We start from the raw sequence: 19,638 nt of genomic DNA, 5'->3' as shown, positions 1-19,638 counted from the left end.
AGATGAGCGTCGTGATCTTCGGTGGCGCAGGCTTTGTCGGGCTCAATATCGCGGAGCTGCTGCTTGCCCGCGGCCATGCGGTCACACTGTTCGATCAGGCCGAGTTGCCGGTGGAGGCGCGCTGCGCCTTTGCGCCCTACGGTGAACGCTTGCGGGTGCTGCGAGGGGACGTGACCGAACGCAGCGCGGTTGAGGCCGCAGTCGGACCGGGATGCAATGCCGTGGTGCTTGGCGCCGCGATCACGGCAGGCGCGGCGCGCGATGCCGCCGAGCCGGAGCGCATCCTGGCGGTCAATCTGCTGGCGCAGGTGTCGATCCTGACCGCTGCGCGCAAGGCAAAGGTGCAGCGTGTGATCAACCTGTCGTCCGCTGCAAGCTATGGCGCGAGCGGCCGGCATTATCCCCTGCTCGAAGAGACGACGCCCTGCGATCCGCAATCGCTGTATGCGATCACGAAATTCGGCTCTGAGCGTGTGGTGGCGCGGCTCTCCGACCTCTGGCAGGCCGATGTGATCAGCGTCCGGCTCTCGGGCGTTTTTGGCCCGTACGAGCGTGCAGGCGGTGTCCGCGACACGCCGTCGCCGCAGGCGCTGATTGTGGATTGCGTGCGGCGGGGCGCGCCGGCGTTGCTCAGCGAACCCGGTGCACGGGACTGGGTCTATGCCGCCGACGTCGCCGCCGCTGTCGCCGTGCTGCTCGATGCCGCCCGGCCCCGCCACATGCTTTACAATATCTCGAGCGGTGTGACGTTCACCGCCGAGGCCTGGGGCAAGGCTTTTGCTGATAAAGCTCTTGCCGACCCGGACAGCGGTTTCGTTTGCCGCGTGGCTGTCTCCGGCGAGACACCAACCGTGACGGTGCACGGCCCGACCCGGGCGCCGCTGTCGGTACAGCGCATGGCCGACGAATTCGGATGGCGCGCCAAATTTGGCTGTGAGGAGTCAGCGGAGCATATGCGGCGCTGGTTGCATGATCATGATCGAGGCGGCGCCTGAGATGAAGCTGGCGGGCAGGATGGCGATCATCACAGGCGGCGGCTCCGGGATCGGCCGGGCCAGCGCCGTTCTGTTCGCCCGCGAAGGCGCCTTCGTCGCGCTGGTCGATCGCGATGCTGACAGCGCAGCCGAAACACTGGCGATGCTTCGCGAACAGGGTGGCAGCGGCAGCGTCCATGTTGGCGATGTCGGCGACGCCGATTTTGCAAGGGCCACCGTCGAAAGTGTCGCAACAGGCGGCGGTAGGCTGGACGTGCTGATGACGTCTGCCGGCTTCTCCTGCGGTGGTACCGTGATCACGACCGCACCGGCGGATTGGGACGCGGTATTCCGTGCCAATGTCGGCGGCACCTGGTTGTGGGCGCGCGCGGTGGTGCCGATCATGCAGCGGCAAGGCAAGGGCGCCATCATCACGCTGGCGTCGCAGCTGGCAATCGCTGGCGGCAAGGGCAACAGCGCCTATATTGCGGCCAAGGGCGCCATCGTCAGCCTGACCCGCACCATGGCCATCGATTTCGCGACCGATGGCATCCGTGTCAACGCGTTGGCGCCCGGTGCGATCGACACGCCGCTGCTGCGCCGCAGTTTTGCGCGCCATGTCGATCCCGAGTCGGTGCGCGAGGCCTCGCGGCAGCGTCATGCCATGAAGCGATTCGGCCGCGCCGAGGAGGTGGCGGCGGCGGCGCTCTATCTCGCCAGTGACGATTCCTCCTTCGTCACCGGCACGGTGCTTCCAGTCGATGGCGGGTGGCTTGCGGCATGAGTGATGGCCTTGCAGCACTTGCAGTTCAGGTCCGCGCCGATCTTGCCAAGACGGCGCATCCGGGCATGCCCTGGCTGACGCCGATGACGGCTCCCGATGGCAGCCGCGCTCTGGACGTGCTCATTGTTGGGGCTGGTCAATCCGGACTTGCGACGGCTTTCGGCCTGCAGCGCTCGCAGGTCACCAACATCCTCGTGCTCGACAAGGCGGATGAGGGTTGCGAAGGCCCATGGCTGACCTATGCGCGGATGCCGACCCTGCGCAGTCCGAAGGACTACACCGGCCCTGATCTCGACCTGCCGAGCCTGACCTATCAGGCCTGGCACGAGGCCAAATTCGGAATGGAGAGCTGGCGCGATCTTGGTCTGATCCCGCGCGAATATTGGGCGGCCTATCTGTCGTGGTATCGGAAGGTGCTCGGTTTACCGGTGCACAATGGCTGCGAGGTGACCGATATCGCACCCGATGCTAACGGCCTACTGAGGGTAACAGTGAGGACTGCTCATAGCGAGGAGGTGCTTTACGCCCGCAAGATCGTGCTCGCGACGGGACAGGAAGGTATGGGCGATTGGAGCATTCCCGAACCATTGCGCCATCTGCCGGCGTCGCGATGCGTTACTTGCGCGGCGCCGACAGATTTTACCGCGCTACGCGACAAGCGCGTCGCGGTGATTGGCGCGGGCGCCTCGGCCTTCGATAACGCAGCGATGGCACTGGAGGCAGGTGCGGGCGCCGTGCATTTGCTGTGCCGGCGCGCTGCGATCCAGCTGGTGCAGCCCTATCGATGGCTGACCTTCCGCGGCTTCCTCAGGCATTTCTCCGAGCTCGACGATTCCTGGCGCTGGCGCTTCATGCGCGCGGTGCTCGAGCTGCGCGAGGGATTTCCGCAAGCCACCTATGATCGCTGCGCCCGGCACGCGACGTTCCATCTGCACGAGGGCGCACCTGTCGAGGGAGCGCGGGAGACTGTTGACAGCGTGCTGCTGCGCACGCCACGTGGCGAGATCGCGGTCGATTTCATCATCTGCGCCACCGGCGTCATGATGGACTTTGCCGGTCGCCCCGAGCTGAAGCGATGCGCCGATAACATCGCGCGCTGGGCCGACTGCTACACGCCGCCGGCGCAGGAACAGAGCCCGCGCCTTGGCGCCTTTTCTTATTTGTCGGACGACTATGCCTTCTGCGAGCGCGCGGTTGGACGAACACCGTGGATCTCCGGCATTCACCTGTTCGCCATCGCCTCGACCATGAGCTTTGGTCCGTCCGGCTCTTCGATCAATGCGATGACGACGGCGGTGCCGAAGCTGGTCCACGGCCTCACGCGCGACCTGTTCCGCGCCGATATCGACAAGCACTGGGCGGCATTCCAGGCCTATGATGTCCCTCAAGCTATGATCCGGCGCACCCCCGCGGCGGCGGAGGGGAGCGCGTGATGCCGGCGAGCGTGTATGCATTCCACTGCGACGAAGAAGCATGCCGAACTGCCGGTTTCTGGCACATGATTTGCTGCCATTTCGGGCGTGCGCGGCCTAACAAAGGACAGAGGCGATGTACCCCGTGATTTCCAGGCATCTGATTTCGGCGTCCGCCGTTCTTCTTTCGGCGACATTGATTGCGCCCGCGGCCCGTGCGCAGAGCCGCGCTGAGACCTTGCGCTACGTGACGGCGGCAACGGTCAACACGCTCGATCCCAACATTCCCGGCTCGACCCGCGAAGCCTTCGCGCTCAGCATGAGCAGCTATGACCGGCTGGTGTCGTTCGGCCGCAAACAGCTCAACGGCAAATGGGTGTTCGATCTCGATACCATCAATGGCGAGCTCGCGGAGTCCTTCAGCGTCAGCCCCGATGGCCTGAAGCTCACCTTCAAGCTTCGTCCCGACGCCAAGTTCCACGATGGCTCGCCGGTTACTGCAGAAGACGTGAAGTGGTCGCTCGACCGCTGCGTCACCGCGCCGGTACTCGGCAAGGCGCAATTGCTGACAGGATCGTTGACCAGCGCCGACCAGTTCAAGGTGATCGATCCACTGACCCTTGAAGTGACATTGCCGCGGCCCGACAAGCTGGCGCTGCCGAACCTTGCGACCGTCTATCCCATCATCATCAATTCCAAGCTTGCCAAATCGCATGCGACGCCTGAGGATCCTTGGGCGCTGAGCTGGCTGAAGGAGAACGAGGCGGGCAGCGGCGCCTATATCGTCGAAACCTTCAAGCCGGGCGAGCAGGCGATCGCCAAGCGCAACGAGGCCTGGAATCGCGGCTCGCCGGACAAGCCGGCGTTCTTCAAGCGGCTGATCATCCAGTCGGTACCGGAGCCGGCGACGCGCGCCAATCTGGTCGAGCGCGGCGACGCGGACCTCGTGATCGATCTGCAGGCCAGCGACGTCCAGGCGCTGGAGGCCAAAGGCAAGCTGAAGGTGATTTCGACGCCGCAATACAATGCGGTGACCTTCATCTCGATGAACAACAAGATCCCGCCGTTCGACAACGTCAACGTCCGCCGGGCTGTCGCCGCGGCGCTACCCTATGATGACATGTTCAAGGCGGCGCTGTTCGGCCGCGGCGCGCCGCTGTTCGGTGCCAGCTGGGCCGACGGGAGGCCGCCGAGCGGCGGCTATCCGATCCCGCAACCGGTCAAGCTCGATCTGGAGAAGGCGCGGGCCTATCTGAAGGAGGCTGGCGTGCCCGAAGGTTTCGCCACGACCTTCAGCTTCAACGTCGGTCAGGCCGCGACTGCCGAACCGATGGCCGCCCTGGTCAAGGAATCGCTGGAGAAGATCGGCATCAAGGTCGACATCCAGAAGCTGCCGGATGCGCAGATGTCGACCTCGATCAACGAGAAGAAGCTGCCCTTCTTCACCGAGGGCATCGTCGCCTGGCTGCCGTCGACCGATTATTTCTACCGCAACTTCTACACCGGCAATCAGCGCTGGAACTATTCGTCCACTGACAATGCCGAGTTGGAGGAGATCGCGCAGGCAGCGCGCTTCGAGCCGGACAAGGCGAAGTACGAGGCGGAGGGCAAGGAGCTCAACGCCATCCATTTCGAGCAGATGTTCCAGGTCCCGCTCTGGCAACCGGCGCAGGACGCGGTCATGGCCGCCAATCTCGACGGCTATGTCTATCAATTCACCCGCCAGGTGGATTATCGTAACCTGAGCCGCAAATAGCAGCGGAGCCGGGAGCGCGGCGAAGAGCATGGGCACCATCGGTGCGACTTTGATCCGGACCGGGCGGCGGTTTCTCTCGTCGCTGCCGGCGCTGTTCGGCGTGCTGGTCTTCACTTTCCTCTTGATGCGGGTGCTGCCAGGCGATCCCGCCGTGTTCTTTGCCTCCGGTCCCAGTGCCGGCAACGAGGAGATCGAAGTCGTCCGCAGGCAGCTCGGGCTCGACAGGTCGCTGCCGGAGCAACTCGGCATCTATCTCTACGATGTCGGCCGCGGCAATCTTGGCCGTTCCATGATGACGGGGCAGCCGGTTGCCAAGGACCTGCGGCAGCGGCTGCCGGCCTCGCTCGAGCTGACGCTAACCGCGCTCGTGATCGCGCTGATCGCGGCGGTGCCGCTCGGCGTGCTGGCCGCGCTGCGGCCGAACTCGCTGATCGATCACGGCGTACGGCTGTTCTGCTCGCTCGGCGTCTGCGTGCCGACCTTCGTCTCCGGACTGCTGCTGATCTACGTGTTCTACTATCTGCTGGGTCTTGCCCCCGATCCGACCGGACGGATCGACGTCTTCGCCTCGGTGCCGCCGGCGCGCACCGGCTTCCTGATGGTGGATTTCCTGCTCGCGGGTGACGTCGAGGGGTGGTGGGCCGCGGCGCGTCAGTTGATGCTGCCTGCCTTCACGATGGCGCTGTTCGTGATCGCGCCGCTCGCCCGCATCACCCGTGCCTCGATGCTGGTGTCGCTCGGAAGCGATTTCGTGCGTACCGCGCGCTCGATCGGCCTGTCGCGCTGGCAGATCGTGGTGACCTATGCGCTGCGGAATGCAATCCTGCCCGTGATCACCATCGCCGGCATCGTGTTCTCGACCATGCTCGGTGCCAACGTGCTGGTCGAGAAAGTGTTCTCCTGGCCGGGCGTTGCGTCCTACGCGCTCGATGCGCTGCTGGTCTCCGACTATGCGCCGGTGCAGGGCTTCGTGCTGCTGATGGCCAGCATCTTCGTCGCGGTCAATCTCCTGGTCGATGTGCTCTACGGCATCGCCGATCCCAGGGCGACGGTCGTATGAGCCTGACAGCAACATGGTCGGGGCTGCGTCACACCGTGTGGGTGCTGCGCGGTAACCTCGTTACCGCGATTGCCGCCGCGGCGGCGATATTGCTGGCGCTGGTCGCAATCTTCGGCCCCATGCTGGTGCCTTATGATCCCGTCGCTTCGGACGTGCCGCGTGCGCTGCAGCCGCCGAGCGCACTCCACTGGGCCGGCACCGACCAGCTCGGCCGCGATGTCTTCAGCCGATTGATCGTCGCCACGCGGCTCGATCTCGCCATCGCCGTGACGGCCGTCAGCGTGTCCTTCGTGATCGGCACGGTGATCGGCTCGCTCTGCGGCTATGTCGGCGGCAAGCTCGATCGCGCGGTCGGCCGGTTCGTCGACGTGCTGATGGCCTTTCCGCTCTTCGTGCTCGCCATGGCCATGGTCGCAGCGCTCGGCAACCGGGTCGAGAATATCGTCATCGCGACCGCGATCATCAATCTGCCGTTCTACATCCGCTTCGCGCGCGCGGAGGTCAACATCCGCCGCAATCTCGGTTGGGTGGAGGCGGCGCGCGCCTGCGGCGATGGGCATGTCTCCGTCGTGCTGCGCTTCCTGCTACCCAACGTGCTGCCGGCGATGGCGGTGCAGATGTCGCTCAATCTCGGCTGGGCGATCCTGAATGCCGCGGGCCTCTCCTTCATCGGCCTGGGCGTCAAGCCGCCGACGCCGGAATGGGGCATCATGGTCGCCGAGGGCGCGCGCTTCATCTCGACGGGCAGGTGGTGGTTGGTGTCGTTTCCGGGGCTGGCCCTGATGCTGGCCGTGCTCTGCTTCAACCTGCTCGGCGACGGGTTGCGCGATATCCTCGATCCGCGCATGCGCACATGATGTCGCCACTGCTCGAAATCGACAATCTCGGCGTGACGTTCTCGACGCGGCGCGGGCTCGTCGAGGCGCTGCGGGGAGTCTCGCTGTCGCTCCAGCCGGGTGAAATGCTGGGCCTCGTCGGCGAGAGCGGGTCCGGCAAATCAGTCACCGGCTTCGCGGTCACGGGCCTGCTCGACAAAGCGGGTCGCATCACCGCCGGTCGTGTCAAGTTCAGGGGCCAGGACATTACGCGCGCATCGGGGGCGGAGCTGCGCAACCTGCACGGCGCCAACATGGCGATGATCTTCCAGAATCCGCGCGCCGCGCTCAATCCGATCCGCACCGTCGGTGCCCAGATCGCCGACGCCGTCCTTTCGCATCGGCGGCTCTCGAAGCAGGAGGCGCGGGCCGAGGCGCTGAAGTTGCTGCGCGCGGTGCAGATCCGCGATCCCGACCGGCGGCTGGATGCCTATCCGCACGAGCTCTCCGGCGGTATGTGCCAGCGCGTGATGATCGCGATCGCGATCTCCTGCAACCCATCACTTCTGATTGCCGACGAGCCGACCACCGGCCTCGATGTGACGACACAAAAGGTGGTGATGGACCTCCTGGCGCGCATCGTCGCCGAACGGGGCATGACGACAATCCTCATCACCCACGACCTTGGTCTTGCGGCACATTATTGTCGGCGCGTGGTGGTGATGGAGCAGGGGCGGCTCGTGGAAGAAGGCGCGCCGCAGACATTGTTTCGGGCGCCGCAGCACGCCTATACCAAGCGACTGGTGGCATCGTCGCCGACCGCGACATCGCGTGTCGGCGACCTCGTGCCGGCCGACGAAGCTCTGCCGGTTGTCGAGGTGAAGGACCGGCCGACGCCCGCGCCGGGCACGCCGCCGCTGCTCGACGTCCAGCACGTCGTCAAGCGTTTTGACGATGGCGCCGCTGCGGTAGCGGATTTCTCGATGACCGTGGCGGCGGGCGAGAGCGTCGGCCTGGTCGGGGAGTCCGGCTCCGGCAAGAGCACCACCGCCCGCATGATCTGCCGGCTGATCGATCCGAGCGCAGGCGATATCCTGTTCGACGGCTATTCGATCGCAAAGCTGCCGGCGCGTGATTTTCATCGCTCGCCGCTACGCAAGGAAATCCAGATCGTCTTTCAGGATCCGCACGAGAGCCTCAATCCGCGCTTTACCGCGTTCGACTGCATTGCTCATCCGCTGCTGAGGCTCACCGGCCTGCGCCCCGGCGACGCGCTGCGGTCCCGGGTCGAGGAGTGCGCCGACCGCGTCGGCCTGCCGCGTGAGTTGTTGTCCCGCTTCCCGCATCAATTGTCGGGTGGCCAGAAGGCGCGCATCGGCATCGCCCGCGCCATTGCGTGTCGGCCGCGTTTGCTGGTGCTCGACGAGCCCACTGCGGCGCTCGATGTCTCGGTGCAGGCCGTAGTGCTGCAGCTGCTCGACCGGCTTCGGCGCGAGGACAATCTCGCCTTCCTGTTCGTCAGTCACGACCTCAACGTGGTACGCATGATGTGCAGCCGGACCATCGTGCTGCGCGCCGGTGGCATCGTCGAGCAGGGCGAGAGCCTCGCTCTGTTTGCCAATCCGCAGACGGATTACACGCGCGAGCTGGTCGAAGCTATCCCACACATTGGGTCGCCTGCTTCGCTTCTGCCCGCCTGATTTCCACTTCCAATTCATGGCTATATCGCCCGACAAGAGCCAGGCAGCGGATGCTTGATGGTGTAGGAGCGAGGAACTTTTTCGAAAGGCGGGCTCAGACTAGAATAATTCGCAAAAACGAAAGTCCGGAGAATCTTCTCTTCATTGCGATCGGTTCATAAGTCCTGCCGCCTTCCTGAGCCGCGTGCCGCCATGAAGTGCAGAGAGCTGAGCCATTAGGCCTGTTCCTGCTCTGCACCGTGCCGTTCTGGACCTCGAACATCATCAGGATGATTTCCTGGATTCCGCTGCTCGGCAAGGAAGGATTGAACATCGCGCCGCCGGGCTGCGAATCCCGCTTGTTTGCCTTCGGCCGTATCCTCGAGAACGAATTGGGGTTTTCGTATCGCCGGCCGAAGCTCCCCTAGCGGTCGCGATGCTCGAGCCGGGCGGCGAGCGCGTCGGCAAGGCCGATGGTCGGCTTGGCGGCGGGGCGGCGATACGTTCCCGCCGTTGCCTTGCGCAGGCGCAGCGCATGCAGCGCCTCGGCTTGTTTCACGGAGGCGATGACCTGATCGACCACCGGGACCGGAATCCGCTCGGCGACGCGCTCGGCAAGGCCCGAGAGCGGGGCGCCGGCGAAGATCAGCACATCGGCCTCGTCCTCGATGATGGCGCGCTGGGCGAGCTCGACCAGCACGTCTTCCTTCTCGGTGCCGACCTCGCAGATCGCCTGAAACGGCGCATCGAGCATGCGGATGCCGGCGCACCGCTGCCACAGCCCGTGGGCGCGGACGCATTCCTCGTACCAAGGGCCCAGGGCCTGGGCGAAGGTGACGATGGCAAAGCGGCGTCCGGCCATACAGGCGGTCAGCATGGCGGCTTCCGCCATGCCGATCACGGGGATGTCGAAGGTCTCGCGCGCCGCGAACAGGCCGGGATCGCCGAATGCCGCGATGATTGCGGCATCCGCCTTCATGTGCTGCTCTGCCAGCATCTCCAGCGCAATGGCGCCGCCGATCTGCGCTTCGGTACGCGTGGCGATATAGGGCACCCCGCGGGTCGCGGTGCAGGGGATCAGCTCGGTGCCGGAGGAAGCGGCGCGCTGCCCGACTCCCAACATCAACTGAGTGACCTCGGTGCTGGTGTTCGGGTTGAGCAGCAGCAGCTTCATGATTATGCCGCCGTCCGTTTGGCCTGAGAGGCGGCGAGGACTTCGAGCAGCGCCGTGCCGGTGCGCGCGACGTGGGCGCCGAGCAGGCGGCCGGCCGCTTCGCTGTCGCGTGCCTCCAGCGCGGCCAGGATGTCCGCGTGCTCGTCGACCGAATTGCTCCAGCGCCTGTTCGCGCCGAGCGCGAGATAGCGCGCGCGCTCGGCGCGGGAGATCAGCGTCTCGTGGGCTTCGCGCAGCGGTGTGTTGCGGGCCATGCGGACGATGGTGTTGTGAATCTCGCCGTTGATGGTGAAATAATCGTCGAGCTTGCCGTTGCGGTGATGACCCTCCATGCGGGTCTGAAGCGTGCGCAGGCGGGCGAGGTCGCGCTCGGTGGCGCGCTCCGCGGCGAGCTCGGCGGCGAGCCGCTCGATGCCGGCGAGGGCCTCGAACAATTCCGAGATGCCGTCCACCGCGATATCGGCAATGCGCGGGCTGCGATTGGGACGAAGCTCGATCAAGCCTTCAGCCGCCAGCACCTTCATCGCCTCGCGCAAGGGGGTGCGCGACACGCCGAGCTCCTTCGACAGCTTCGTCTCCTGGGTTTGCGAACCCGGTGGCAGCTCGCCGCGAATGATCATCGCCCGCATCCGCGCCGCGGCACGCTCGTGCAGGCCCGTCCGCTTGAGTTTGGGCGACTTTCGTCCCTTTGGCGCTTCCGATTTTGGCTGCACGCGTGCCTCACTTCTCACGTTGATCTTAGCCGTTTCCGGCCCTTTGGCCTGCTCAAAATATCGACGCATCTCGCTGAAAACAATGGCATAGCGCGCAAATTGTATGCAGCATGCAGAAACTGGATTGCGTTGTGGCTAAGGGCGGCGGATGATCGTTTCTGACGCGCGAGATCCCGCGCATTCGAAACGGAGCAGGTGATGCGGACGAGTTTGCGACTGGGCCTCGTGGTGATGGCGGCAATGCTTGGCGGAAGCGATCTCGCCTCCGCGCAAGCCGCGAAGATCAAGCTCGGCTACGCCAAATGCGCGCACTGCCTGCCGATGTCGCTGATCCCGGGGATGGCGAAGGGCGTCGAGGTCGAGGCCACCGGCTTCAACTCCGGCAATGACGTGCTCACCGCCCTGGTCTCGAAGAGCATCGACGTCGCGCAGGTGACCTATCTCCATTACATCACAGCGCTCGACAAAGGTTTCGACGTCGTCGCCGTCTCAGGCCAGATCAATGGCGGCTCGGAATGCCTCTCCTCCGTGAAACTGAACCTTCCCCCTGAGGACTGGGCGACGTTCAAGACGACCGTTGCGAAGGCGAAGGGCGACGGTCAGCCGCTCAAGATCGCGGCGTCCCGCGGTAATGCCCAGGACATCCACATGCGCGGCGCATTCCTCAAGCAGGGCGTCGATCCCAACAAGGACATCCAGTTCATCAACATCCCCAATCCGTCAGATCATCTCGCCGCGCTCCAGCGCGGCGAGGTCGACATGATCTGCTCGGTCGAGCCGTTCGCCTCACAGATCCGGCTCGCCGGCGCCGGCAAGCATTTTGTGCTGCCGTATGAGCAGGCTGCGGGAAATCTCACGAATCTGATCGTCACGCGTTCGGATGTGATCGCGAGTCAGCGCGCCGGCGTCCAGGGCGTCGTCGGCGCCGTGGTCGAGCTCGACAACAAGCTGATCGCCGACAAGGCGCCATGGGTCGAGGCCATCAACAAGCTCACCGGCCTCGACAAGACTGTCGCGACTGAGGCGCTGAAGAATGCCTCGCCCGATCCCGCGATCCATCGCTCGCAAACGCTGGCGATTGCCGCGATGATGCGTGACCTCAAATACATTTCGAAGGACGTTTCCGCGGACGCGGAGAAGAACATCGACTATTCGTTCCTGGAGCAGGCCACCGGAAAAGCCAAGAATGACCTCGGTTACTGACGTCTCGCCGGTCAGGCCGGCGTTTCGGCTGACGCGGGCATTCCAGGGGCTCGAACGCCTCGTTGTGCCTGCGCTGCTGATCGCGGGCTGGGAGGCCTTTGCCCGCAGCGGCATGCTTCCGCCCGCGCTGCTGCCGGCGCCCAGCGCGGTGCTGCATGCGCTCGGCGATTGGGTGTTCGGCTTCGACGAGACCACGCAGACCTATTCCGGGCACTGGCTGCGCGACGCGCTTGCCAGCGCGCTTCGCGTGTTCGGCGGCTTTGCGCTGGCGAGCCTCCTCGGCATCCTCGCGGGCGTCGCGATCGGCTGGTCGCGCTTGTTCGAGAAGACGCTGGAGCCGACGCTGCAGATGCTCCGCCCGATCCCGCCGGTGTCCTGGATCCCGCTGGCCATCATCTGGTTCGGCATCGCCGACAAGCCCGCGATCTTCCTGGTCTTCCTCGGCGCCTTCTTCCCGGTGCTGATGAACAGCATCCATGGCGTGAAGACCGTGGATCACAATCTGGTCCGCGCCGGTGCGATGATGGGCGCCAATGGCCGGCAGATGCTGACCGACATCGTGCTGCCGGCGGCGCTGCCCTCGATCTTCGCAGGGCTACGTATCGCGGTCGGCTCGGCCTGGATGCTGACGGTCACGGCCGAGATGGTCGCGGTCAAGAGCGGCCTCGGCTACGTGCTCTGGGATTCCTACTACTTCCTGCGCTACGACATCGTGCTGGCTGCGATGATCTCGATCGGGCTGCTCGGCTATCTCTCCGACCTCGGGCTCAAGGCGATCATGGCGCGCACGCTGCGCTGGCAGCAGACGACCACCGTGCAGGGCAGGGCGCGCTGATGGCGGCAATCGAGCTTCGCAACATCGTCAAGGTGTTCTCGGACAAGCGGCGCGGTCGCGACCTGCTGACGCTGGACAACATCAATCTCGACATCGAGGCCAACGACTTCGTCTGCTTGCTCGGCCCTTCCGGCTGCGGCAAGTCGACCCTCCTCAACATCATCGCCGGATTCGAGCAGGCGACCTCCGGCCGCACGCTGGTCGACGGCAAGCAGGTGGAGCGCCCGGGCTCGGACCGCGGTGTCGTGTTCCAGCAGCCGACGCTGATGCCGTGGCTGACGGCGATCGACAACGTCGCCTTCCACCTCAAGCTGAAGGGCGTCGCCAAGACCGAGCGCCACGACCACGCCATGGAGTTCATCGATCTCGTCGGCCTGCGCGGCTTCGAGCATCATCATCCCTCCGAAATGTCGGGCGGCATGAACCAGCGGGTCGGCATCGCCCGCGCGCTGCTGATGAACCCGAGCGTGATCCTGATGGACGAGCCGTTCGCTGCGCTGGATGCCCAGACCAAGCTCGAAATGCAGGAGGAGCTGGTCGCGATCTGGCAGAAGCGCCGCTGCACCATCGTGTTCGTCACCCACAGCGTCGACGAGGCCCTGGTGCTCGGCAACAAGATCGTGGTGATGACCAGGCGGCCGGGCCGGATCCGCGAGGCCGTCAATTTCGATCTGCCGCGACCGCGTGACATCACCAGCCCCGAATTCAACGACGCCAAGCGCCACATCCTGGCTTTGATCCGGGAGGAGTCGACGCGGCTTGCGCAGGCGTCGTAAGGTATCGCCATGCGCAAGCGTCTCGGCATGATCACGCCGTCCTCCAACTCGGTGCTCGAGCCCGTCACCAGCGCCATGCTGCATGGCGTGGCTGATGTCACCGCACATTTCTCGCGCTTTCGCGTCACCGAGATTGCGCTCGACGCCGCTGCGCTGAGCCAGTTCGATGCCTCGGTGATGCTGCCGGCCGCGGACCTGCTGGCCGATGCCAAGGTCGACGCGATTGCCTGGAATGGCACTTCCGCAAGCTGGCTCGGCGTCGGCCGCGACCGGAGCCTGTGCGAGGCGATTACGGCTCGCACAGGCAAGCCGGCGACGACGTCGACGCTCGCCTGCATCGATGCCGCCCGCGCGCTCGGCGCCAAGCGCGTCGGCCTGGTCTCGCCATATACGGACGATGTGCAGCGGCGCATCGCCGACGTCTGGGCCGAGGAGGGGATCATCCCGCACGCCGAGCGGCACCTCGGCCTGCGCGACAATTTCTCCTTTGGCGAGGTCGCGCCGGCGACCATTGCGGACGTGATTCGCGCCGTGGCGGCGGAGGGGGCAGATGCGATCGTCATCCTCTGCACCAATCTCGATGGTGCGGCGCTTGCGGCCTCGCTCGAACGGGAATTGGATGTCGCTGTTCTCGACTCGGTCGCGGTCACGTTGTGGCGGACTCTCGGCCTCGCCGGCGGCGACATCAGGGCCCTTGCGGGGTGGGGCCGCATATTCCAGACATCAGCGGTCATCAAGTGACGGAGGCGCAAGTGATGCAGTTCGATCTCGCCATTCGCGGCGGCACCATCGTGACCGCCAGCGACGAGTTTCGCGCCGATATCGGCATTCGCGACGGCCGCATCGTCAGCATTGCCGATCGCATCGAGGGTGCCGCGCGCGAGATCGACGCGACGGGCCTGTTGGCACTGCCGGGCGGCATCGACAGCCACGTCCACATCTCGCAAGCCTCTGGCCCGGACGTGGTGATGGCCGACGACTTCGCCTCAGCGACGCGCGCGGCGGCTGCCGGCGGCAACACCATGGTGCTGCCCTTCGCGCTACAGGAGAAGGGCACCTCGCTGCGCACCTGCGTCGAGAACTACCGCAAGCTCGCCGAAGGCGAATGCTATATCGACACCGCGTTCCATCTCATCATCTCCGATCCGACCGCGGTGGTGCTCGGGCAGGAGCTGCCGGCCCTGGTCAAGGACGGCTACACCTCCTTCAAGGTGTTCATGACCTATGACGACCTCGTACTCAGCGACAAGCAGCTGCTCGAGGTCTTCGAGGTCGCCCGCCGCGAGCAGGCGCTAGTGATGGTCCATTGCGAGGGCTATGACGCCATCCGTTTCCTCACCAATAAGCTCGAGCGCGAGGGCCACATTGCCCCTTACTATCACGGCGCCTCGCGGCCTCAGGCCGTCGAGCGCGAGGCGACGCATCGCGCCATCAGCCATGCCGAGGTGATCGGCGTTCCCATCATGATCGTGCACGTCTCCGGCCGCGAGGCGATGGAGCAGGTGCGCTGGGCACAGCAGCGCGGATTGCCGGTGCATGCGGAGACCTGCCCGCAATACATCACGCTGACGGCTGATGACATGAAGGGCCTCAACATGGACATTACGGGCGCGAAATATGTCTGCTCGCCGCCGCCACGCGATGTCGAAAGCCAGCAGGCGATCTGGGAGGGCATCACATCAGGCGTGTTCCAGACCTTCTCGTCCGATCATTGCCCGTTCCGCTACGACGATCCCAAGGGCAAGCTGACGCCGAACGCTCGTACCTCGTTCCGCTGGGTCCCGAACGGCATTCCCGGCGTCGAGACCCGGCTGCCGATCCTGTTCTCGGAAGGTGTTTCGAAGGGCCGCATCACCTTGCAAAAATTCGTCGAGCTGACCGCAACCAACCACGCCCGCATCTACGGCCTCTATCCGCGCAAAGGCTCGATCGGCGTCGGCTTCGATGCCGATATCGTGCTGTGGGACCCCAAGCTCAAGAAGAAGATTCAGCAGGCCGATCTTCACCACGGCTCGGACTATACGCCCTGGGAAGGCTTTGATGTCACCGGTTGGCCCGTCACCACCATTGCCCGCGGCCGGATCGTGTACGACCAGGGCGAGATCGTCGGCGACAAAGGCTCGGGTGAGGTGCTGAGCCGCGGCAAGTCGAGCCTGATCTGACCAGGCGCGCTCTCGCGGCGCCTGGTCGAGCGAAGGACGCGGTCAGGGCATGCGGGATTTTGCCAGGACGCAGTGGCCGCCCTTGTTGCCGTCGACCATCTGCGTAACTCTGAGATCGGCGGCGATCGAACACAGCGTATAGGCGTCCTGCGCGCTGAGGCCGCTCCTCTCGCGGATCAGCGCGATCATGTCGCGCAGCGCCGCCTTGGCCGCATCCTCGAGGTCTTCATTGAACCCCATCGCGATCCAGTCGACTGCGGTTTCCGCGCGCGGGGAGGCGAGGCGAAGATCGCGCCGGACGTGGAATTCGACGGTGCCGGTGAGCGCGGCCTTGATCGCCGTCAGGCAGACCTCGCAATCGCCCTGGAGCGCATGGCCGTCGCTGGCGGAGAACAGCGCGCCCAGCACGAAGACGGGAAAGTAAAGCGTGCTGCCAGCGCCGAGCTCCTTGTTGTCCATGTTGCCGCCGAATGCCCGCGGCTCCTTCGAGGACATCCGGCCTCAGCCCGGCGGCGAGGCGACGCCGAAATTGCCGTGGATAGCGGCAGCTCCTCTCCCCAGGGTTACGCGCGCGGTCGTCCGTCCCAGAGCCCCCACTGGATGTTTCCGGGAATGGATCGCAGAACGTAGTCCATGAATCGACCGTCACTGCCGCTGCTATCTGCCTGCGCCGCTCGCAACGATGGAGGAGGGTGAGGTCGAGAGCTTGCCGAGCCCGAGATAGACGAAGCCCGAGACCCCGATGCCGAATAGCCAGCTCAGGTCGGCACCGCCGAGCAGGTTGATCGAGATTGGCCCCTGCAGCGCGCCGACGAGGCCGTCTTCAACCAGCCATCCGGCAACGAGGCCCGCAAGGAAGGCGATCATGCCGGCCCAGTTGATGTCGCCATAGGCGCTGGTCTCCGGCGAGCGATAGAGCTCGGCGATGTCGATCTTGCCCTTCCGCTTGATGAAGAAGTCGGCCAGCACCACCCCGGCCCACGGGCTCATCCATAAGAGCAGGCTGATCATCCAGTTGTCGAACGCTTTTGCGAAAGACGGCGCGAAGATGAAATACAGCGTAACCAGATAGCCGGCGATGCCGACGATGACGGTAAGCCAGAAGCGCGAGAACTTCAGCCCCGCGCTCAGCGCTGCCAATGTCGCCGAATAGACGTTGAGGATATTGGTGGCGATCGGGCCGTGCAGCACCATCAGCAGGACGAGGATGCTGACGGGCCCGCCGAACACCGCGCTGACCATTTTTGCAGGATCGGTGTCCAGCGTCGTCGAGGCGATGGTCGCGCCGAGGATGCCGAGCCAGACCGTCGGCACGAACATGCCGACATAGCTGTACCAGAACACGGCCTTCGACGACGTGCTGCGCGGCACGAAGCGCGAATAGTCGGAGGCCCAGGTCACCCAGGAAATGCCCCAGCCGACCCCGATCGCGGTCGTCAGCAGCGTCAGCATCGCCAGATGTGCACCCGGAGGCAGCGAGGTCGTCAAGTTCCAGTTGACGACACCCGGGCGCGTCCATGCCAACACGCTCATCAGCACCATGATGGCGATGGTCGGCGGTACCGTGTACTTTTCGAAGGTGCGTATCGCGTAGAAGCCGTAGATTCCGATCAGGACCTGCGCGGCCATGACCAGCGTGATGACGACGATCTCGACCGCCCAGGTGTCGGGAATGCCGAACTGCCCGAGGATGCCCATCGACACCTTCACCGGGAAATAGGTGTTTACCCCGATCCAGCCCAGCGTCATCAGGAACATCAGGATGCTCGGCAGATAGGCGGCGCGGACCCCGAACGCGGACCGGCTCAGCACCATCTGATTGACGCCGGTCTTGTGCCCCATCACCGTGAAGGTCGCGAAGATCGCGCAGCCGACGATGTTGCCGAGCACGATGACCGCGATCGTCTCCATCAGGCCAAGCTTGAGGATGATGCCGAGCGCGCCGAGCGCCCAGTTCACCGGCGCGATGTTGGCGCCGGCCCAGATCCACATCTGCTGCGGCCCGGTTGAGTCCCGGTCCGCATCGGGAATTGGCTCGATGCTGTGAAGATCAGCGCGAAGTTCGGAATCCGTCATGACATCCCCCAATACGAAGCACGCTTCGCATCCTCGCAGCATAAATCGTGCCATCGGTTGTGGCCGGCCGGAGCAGGGCCTGCATCGATGCCGGATGGAGCCTCGCTTGCGTCGGATTGCTGTTGGATTCTCAAGCGCGCCTCGACCTCACGTGTAAGTTGGCCGCCGGAACTACGAGGTGGCGATCCTCTGCGCGAGCCAGTGGGCGAGAGGCAAGGGACGTTGCATGGCTGAGCAGCGGGTACGATGATAAATTGAGCAGCCCAACTCAAAAGCGCAGCAACTGCGTCTAATCGAATAAGGCAGTGGCACTGTCGCGACTGGGGTGGCCGGCCACGATGCGCTGCATCATTTCGATGAACTGCGCCTGTTCCCGATCGCTGAGATCCCCCAGCGTTGCCCGATGCGCTCGTCGCGCCGCGCCCTCGATCTTGACCAGTAAGGCTGCGCCGGCCGGCGTCAATCGGCACAGGCGCGCCCGTCGATCGTCCTTGTTGACCGCGCGCTCGATCAGGTTTCGTGCCGCGAGACGTTTCAATGCGCCGGTCGTGGTGGTGCGGTCGAGGGCTATATCGGCCGCCAAAGTGGTCTGATCGGCGATTTCACGCACCGCCAATGCCGTGAGAAGGCTGTATTGCAGCGGCGTGACCTCGAACGCGCCGCAGGCCTCCTGAAACAGTGCTACGTGAATCTGGTGCAGCCGGCGGATCAGATATCCGGGTCGTTGCGACAAGGGCCAAGGGCGGTGCCTGCTCCCGCCGCGACGTGTCTTCGCCTGCCGCAATGCACGCTCTCCCAATCCAAATCCCTGCCGCGCTTAGCTCGATTCGAACCCGCTCGCCACCTCCGGATCATGGCACGGAGTTTGCTTCATCCAAAATGCGAAGCATGCTTCGTAATTGGGCGATGCTGTCGCTCGTTCAAGGAGAGGAGAGCGCCCATGTCCGTTACTGCCAGCTTCGACCTTCTGCTGCGAGGCGGTCGCGTGATCTGTCCGGCTTCCGGCGTTGATGGCATCAAGGACCTCGCTATCCGCAACGGCAGGATTGCAGCCGTCGCGTCCGACATTCTGCCGACCAGCGCCAAGGAGGTCGTCGACGTCGGCGGCAAGCTGGTGCTACCCGGGCTGATCGACACCCACGCCCATGTCTATCAATATGTCTCCGGCCGCTTCGGCATGAATCCCGACATGGTCGGCGTGCAGTCGGGCGTGACGACGCTGGTCGACCAGGGCGGCCCGTCCTGCATGACGCTGCCCGGTTTTCGTCACTTCATCGCGGAGCCCGCGGCCTCACGAGTTTATGCCTTTCTGTCCGCCTACCTCGTCGGCGGCCTCGAAGGGCACTTCTATCCGCAGCTCTACAGTCCCGATGGCGTCGACATTGACGCCGCGGTCAAGGCGGCGACGGCCAATCTCGACATTGTACGCGGCATTAAGGCGCATGCCGAGATCGGCGGTTTCGCGCGCTGGGGCATTCGCGTCATCGAGATGGCGGCGGAGATCGGCAGGCGCGCGGATCTTCCGGTCTACGTGCATTTCGGCCAGCTCTGGGGCCTGCCCGAAAGCGGCGCCAATGGCGAGGATGCCGACACGATTCTTACGCGCGTGATCCCGCTCTTGCGTGAAGGCGATGTTCTCGCTCATCCGTTCACGCGTCATCCCGGCGGCTTCGTCAACCGCGAGGGTGAGGTGCATCCGGTGATTCAGGCCGCGCTCGACCGCGGCCTGAAGGTCGATGTCGGTCACGGTAGCCACTTCTCTTACCGGCTCGCCAAGAAGGCGATTGCCGCCGGCATCATTCCGACCACGCTCGGCGCCGATATTCACGGCTACAACACGCATGTGCCCGCGCCGGCCGGAACGCCCGACCAGCACGAGCACGAGGAGAACCATCCGTTCGCAGGACAGGCCAAGTTCAGTCTGGTGCAGGCAATGAGCTCGATGATGGCGCTCGGTCTGTCGCTGGAGCAGGTAGTGCCGATGGTCACCTCCAATCCCGCAAAGATGCTTGGCCGCAGCGAGGAGATCGGCGCGCTCAAGGTCGGCATGGGTGCCGACATCTCCGTGCTCACGGAGAAGAACGGCCGGTTCGTCCTGAAGGACAACGAGAAGAACGAGATCATCGCCGACCGCCTGCTGCAGCCGGCCTTCTGCCTGCGCGCCGGCACGCGCTTCGACGCGGTCGCACCGATCCTGCCGCAGGCCGTCGCGGCATAAG

Annotated in this window: 18 protein-coding genes and 1 pseudogene; 14 read left to right on the top strand and 5 right to left on the bottom strand. The window is 64.8% G+C overall.

Annotated elements, in window-relative coordinates; translation table 11 throughout:
- Positions 1-2 precede the first annotated feature (2 nt).
- The 8 genes and pseudogenes from IVB01_RS23500 to IVB01_RS23465 all read left to right on the top strand — a co-directional run.
- On the top strand, positions 3-995 hold the full coding sequence (locus tag IVB01_RS23500; protein ID WP_247281375.1) for an NAD(P)-dependent oxidoreductase: 993 nt from the start codon (positions 3-5) through the stop codon (positions 993-995).
- Position 996: 1 nt separating this feature from the next.
- Positions 997-1,758 carry an SDR family oxidoreductase gene (locus tag IVB01_RS23495; RefSeq protein ID WP_346015532.1) on the top strand — a complete coding sequence of 254 codons (762 nt, stop codon included), beginning with the start codon at positions 997-999 and terminating at the stop codon, positions 1,756-1,758.
- Positions 1,755-3,191 carry an NAD(P)/FAD-dependent oxidoreductase gene (locus IVB01_RS23490; RefSeq protein ID WP_247494920.1) on the top strand — a complete coding sequence of 479 codons (1,437 nt, stop codon included), beginning with the start codon at positions 1,755-1,757 and terminating at the stop codon, positions 3,189-3,191. The genes IVB01_RS23495 and IVB01_RS23490 overlap by 4 nt, the downstream gene beginning before the upstream one ends.
- A gap of 115 nt (positions 3,192-3,306) precedes the next feature.
- Positions 3,307-4,926 carry an ABC transporter substrate-binding protein gene (locus tag IVB01_RS23485; protein WP_247281378.1) on the top strand — a complete coding sequence of 540 codons (1,620 nt, stop codon included), beginning with the start codon at positions 3,307-3,309 and terminating at the stop codon, positions 4,924-4,926.
- Positions 4,927-4,954: 28 nt separating this feature from the next.
- On the top strand, positions 4,955-5,986 hold the full coding sequence (locus IVB01_RS23480; protein ID WP_247281379.1) for an ABC transporter permease: 1,032 nt from the start codon (positions 4,955-4,957) through the stop codon (positions 5,984-5,986).
- Positions 5,983-6,843, top strand: a complete 861-nt coding sequence (locus IVB01_RS23475) for an ABC transporter permease (protein WP_247281380.1) — start codon at positions 5,983-5,985, stop codon at positions 6,841-6,843. Before IVB01_RS23480 ends, IVB01_RS23475 begins: the two co-directional genes overlap by 4 nt.
- On the top strand, positions 6,840-8,501 hold the full coding sequence (locus tag IVB01_RS23470) for an ABC transporter ATP-binding protein (RefSeq protein ID WP_247281381.1): 1,662 nt from the start codon (positions 6,840-6,842) through the stop codon (positions 8,499-8,501). Before IVB01_RS23475 ends, IVB01_RS23470 begins: the two co-directional genes overlap by 4 nt.
- A 215-nt stretch (positions 8,502-8,716) precedes the next feature.
- Positions 8,717-8,809: pseudogene (locus tag IVB01_RS23465) on the top strand (ABC transporter permease); the annotation flags it as partial.
- 95 nt (positions 8,810-8,904) lie between these two features.
- On the opposite strand, the gene IVB01_RS23460 reads toward IVB01_RS23465, so the two are convergent.
- Both IVB01_RS23460 and IVB01_RS23455 read right to left on the bottom strand, forming a co-directional pair.
- Positions 8,905-9,654 (bottom strand): aspartate/glutamate racemase family protein, encoded by a 750-nt coding sequence (locus IVB01_RS23460; RefSeq protein WP_247494919.1) that lies wholly within the window; start codon positions 9,652-9,654, stop codon positions 8,905-8,907.
- Positions 9,655-9,656: 2 nt separating this feature from the next.
- A complete protein-coding gene (locus tag IVB01_RS23455; protein WP_247281383.1) occupies positions 9,657-10,367 on the bottom strand; it encodes a GntR family transcriptional regulator in 711 nt (236 codons plus the stop codon).
- Between the two features lie 198 nt (positions 10,368-10,565).
- Between IVB01_RS23455 and IVB01_RS23450 the strand changes: the two genes are divergently transcribed.
- Genes IVB01_RS23450 through hydA form a run of 5 tightly spaced genes read left to right on the top strand, consistent with a single transcriptional unit; the run spans position 10,566 to position 15,343 of the window.
- On the top strand, positions 10,566-11,570 hold the full coding sequence (locus tag IVB01_RS23450; RefSeq protein ID WP_247494918.1) for an ABC transporter substrate-binding protein: 1,005 nt from the start codon (positions 10,566-10,568) through the stop codon (positions 11,568-11,570).
- A complete protein-coding gene (locus IVB01_RS23445) occupies positions 11,554-12,405 on the top strand; it encodes an ABC transporter permease (protein ID WP_247281385.1) in 852 nt (283 codons plus the stop codon). Before IVB01_RS23450 ends, IVB01_RS23445 begins: the two co-directional genes overlap by 17 nt.
- Positions 12,405-13,181, top strand: coding sequence for an ABC transporter ATP-binding protein (locus IVB01_RS23440; protein WP_247281386.1), 777 nt, complete (start codon positions 12,405-12,407; stop codon positions 13,179-13,181). Before IVB01_RS23445 ends, IVB01_RS23440 begins: the two co-directional genes overlap by 1 nt.
- A 9-nt stretch (positions 13,182-13,190) precedes the next feature.
- Positions 13,191-13,922, top strand: a complete 732-nt coding sequence (locus IVB01_RS23435; protein ID WP_247281387.1) for an aspartate/glutamate racemase family protein — start codon at positions 13,191-13,193, stop codon at positions 13,920-13,922.
- Between the two features lie 11 nt (positions 13,923-13,933).
- Entirely contained in the window at positions 13,934-15,343 is a 1,410-nt protein-coding gene (hydA, locus tag IVB01_RS23430) for a dihydropyrimidinase (protein WP_247281388.1), read from the top strand.
- 42 nt (positions 15,344-15,385) lie between these two features.
- Here hydA and IVB01_RS23425 read toward each other — a convergent pair whose 3' ends face one another.
- The 3 genes from IVB01_RS23425 to IVB01_RS23415 all read right to left on the bottom strand — a co-directional run bounded on the left by IVB01_RS23425 (position 15,386) and on the right by IVB01_RS23415 (position 18,203).
- Positions 15,386-15,838, bottom strand: a complete 453-nt coding sequence (locus IVB01_RS23425; protein WP_247281389.1) for an acetamidase/formamidase family protein — start codon at positions 15,836-15,838, stop codon at positions 15,386-15,388.
- Positions 15,839-16,000: 162 nt separating this feature from the next.
- Entirely contained in the window at positions 16,001-17,419 is a 1,419-nt protein-coding gene (locus IVB01_RS23420; protein WP_247281390.1) for a cytosine permease, read from the bottom strand.
- A 289-nt stretch (positions 17,420-17,708) separates the two neighbouring features.
- Entirely contained in the window at positions 17,709-18,203 is a 495-nt protein-coding gene (locus tag IVB01_RS23415) for a MarR family transcriptional regulator (protein WP_247281391.1), read from the bottom strand.
- Between the two features lie 156 nt (positions 18,204-18,359).
- Here IVB01_RS23415 and IVB01_RS23410 point away from each other — a divergent pair, with 156 nt between their 5' ends.
- Positions 18,360-19,637 carry an amidohydrolase/deacetylase family metallohydrolase gene (locus IVB01_RS23410; protein WP_247494917.1) on the top strand — a complete coding sequence of 426 codons (1,278 nt, stop codon included), beginning with the start codon at positions 18,360-18,362 and terminating at the stop codon, positions 19,635-19,637.
- Position 19,638: the final 1 nt, after the last annotated feature.

This window comes from Bradyrhizobium sp. 164, assembly GCF_023073715.1.
Classification (GTDB): domain Bacteria; phylum Pseudomonadota; class Alphaproteobacteria; order Rhizobiales; family Xanthobacteraceae; genus Bradyrhizobium.
This window is presented reverse-complemented; position numbering and strand designations above follow the sequence as displayed.

What these genes read in the sequence shown, in the direction of transcription:
- IVB01_RS23500 (WP_247281375.1), top strand. Translation starts at nt 3, where the DNA reads ATGAGCGTCGTGATCTTCGGTGGCGCAGGCTTTGTCGGGCTCAATATC.
- IVB01_RS23495 (WP_346015532.1), top strand. Translation starts at nt 997, where the DNA reads ATGAAGCTGGCGGGCAGGATGGCGATCATCACAGGCGGCGGCTCCGGG.
- IVB01_RS23490 (WP_247494920.1), top strand. Translation starts at nt 1,755, where the DNA reads ATGAGTGATGGCCTTGCAGCACTTGCAGTTCAGGTCCGCGCCGATCTT.
- IVB01_RS23485 (WP_247281378.1), top strand. Translation starts at nt 3,307, where the DNA reads ATGTACCCCGTGATTTCCAGGCATCTGATTTCGGCGTCCGCCGTTCTT.
- IVB01_RS23480 (WP_247281379.1), top strand. Translation starts at nt 4,955, where the DNA reads ATGGGCACCATCGGTGCGACTTTGATCCGGACCGGGCGGCGGTTTCTC.
- IVB01_RS23475 (WP_247281380.1), top strand. Translation starts at nt 5,983, where the DNA reads ATGAGCCTGACAGCAACATGGTCGGGGCTGCGTCACACCGTGTGGGTG.
- IVB01_RS23470 (WP_247281381.1), top strand. Translation starts at nt 6,840, where the DNA reads ATGATGTCGCCACTGCTCGAAATCGACAATCTCGGCGTGACGTTCTCG.
- IVB01_RS23460 (WP_247494919.1), bottom strand. Translation starts at nt 9,654, where the DNA reads ATGAAGCTGCTGCTGCTCAACCCGAACACCAGCACCGAGGTCACTCAG.
- IVB01_RS23450 (WP_247494918.1), top strand. Translation starts at nt 10,566, where the DNA reads ATGCGGACGAGTTTGCGACTGGGCCTCGTGGTGATGGCGGCAATGCTT.
- IVB01_RS23445 (WP_247281385.1), top strand. Translation starts at nt 11,554, where the DNA reads ATGACCTCGGTTACTGACGTCTCGCCGGTCAGGCCGGCGTTTCGGCTG.
- IVB01_RS23440 (WP_247281386.1), top strand. Translation starts at nt 12,405, where the DNA reads ATGGCGGCAATCGAGCTTCGCAACATCGTCAAGGTGTTCTCGGACAAG.
- IVB01_RS23435 (WP_247281387.1), top strand. Translation starts at nt 13,191, where the DNA reads ATGCGCAAGCGTCTCGGCATGATCACGCCGTCCTCCAACTCGGTGCTC.
- IVB01_RS23425 (WP_247281389.1), bottom strand. Translation starts at nt 15,838, where the DNA reads ATGTCCTCGAAGGAGCCGCGGGCATTCGGCGGCAACATGGACAACAAG.
- IVB01_RS23420 (WP_247281390.1), bottom strand. Translation starts at nt 17,419, where the DNA reads ATGACGGATTCCGAACTTCGCGCTGATCTTCACAGCATCGAGCCAATT.
- IVB01_RS23410 (WP_247494917.1), top strand. Translation starts at nt 18,360, where the DNA reads ATGTCCGTTACTGCCAGCTTCGACCTTCTGCTGCGAGGCGGTCGCGTG.